Genomic DNA, 881 nt, shown 5'->3' with positions numbered 1-881 from the left:
GAAGAATAGCTGCTGGTTCTGGTCGTCCGATTCAAGAGGTTAATCGGATGATCAAGCAGTTTAATCAAATGAAAAAAATGATGAACAATTTCAGCAAAGGCAATTTTAATGGGATGGAAAATATGCTCGGCAACGGTTTGTCTGGCAAAATGGCTAAAATGTCGCTAAATTCAATGGCGAGAAAAGTTAAAAAACGTAAAAGTACAAACGACTTAAAAAATTGCGCAAGCGAAGAAAATAAAAAAAATAAGCACTGTCAAGAATTTATACTTTACAGCAGAGAGTTTTATTGGTATATTATTAAGCGTGGATAAATAATTTAGGAGGTGTTGATCAATGTCAGTAAAAATTCGTTTGAAGCGAATGGGTTCTAAAAAGCGCCCTTTCTATCGGATTGTAGTTGCAGATTCACGTTCACCGCGTGATGGTCGTTTCATTGAAACTGTTGGAACATACAATCCATTAACTCAACCAGAATTGGTTACTCTTAAGGAAGAAAAAATTTTGACTTGGCTGCAAAATGGTGCTCAGCCATCAGATACAGTTCGAAATATTTTATCAAAACATGGTATTATGAAAAAATTCCATGAAACACGTTTTGCTAAAAAATAGGATCTGATAAAATGGATGATGAATCAAGAATTGAAAAACTGATTCGGTTAGTAGTTAGTCCATTGGTCACTGAACCAAAACAGTTAAAGGTTAGCTGCCAGCAACAAGATGGAGTGTTTGAATGCTGTTTATGCTTGGCAGCTGCTGATGTTGGTAGAGTGATTGGCCGGCAAGGTAAAGTTATTAGTGCTTTGAGAATTATAGTTAATAGCTTAAATTTCCGGCACCATCGGCTGGTTAGATTAAATATTCAAGATGATAAAAAGCTC

2 protein-coding genes and 1 pseudogene are annotated in these 881 nt (G+C 35.8%); all 3 read left to right on the top strand.

From position 1 onward, the window contains the following. Positions 1-241: pseudogene (locus tag ON15_RS04740) on the top strand (signal recognition particle protein); the annotation flags it as partial. Positions 242-336: 95 nt separating this feature from the next. Continuing rightward, positions 337-612, top strand: coding sequence for a 30S ribosomal protein S16 (rpsP, locus tag ON15_RS04735; RefSeq protein ID WP_010580333.1), 276 nt, complete (start codon positions 337-339; stop codon positions 610-612). A gap of 11 nt (positions 613-623) precedes the next feature. Further along, positions 624-881 (top strand): KH domain-containing protein (locus ON15_RS04730; RefSeq protein WP_010580332.1); only part of this gene is annotated, 258 nt, incomplete at its 3' end.

The sequence above is a fragment of the Liquorilactobacillus vini DSM 20605 genome, from assembly GCF_000255495.1.
Taxonomy (GTDB): Bacteria; Bacillota; Bacilli; order Lactobacillales; family Lactobacillaceae; genus Liquorilactobacillus; species Liquorilactobacillus vini.
Note: the sequence above shows the minus strand (reverse complement) of the source record. Positions and strands in the feature narration are given on the sequence as shown.

What these genes read in the sequence shown, in the direction of transcription:
- rpsP (WP_010580333.1), top strand. Translation starts at nt 337, where the DNA reads ATGTCAGTAAAAATTCGTTTGAAGCGAATGGGTTCTAAAAAGCGCCCT.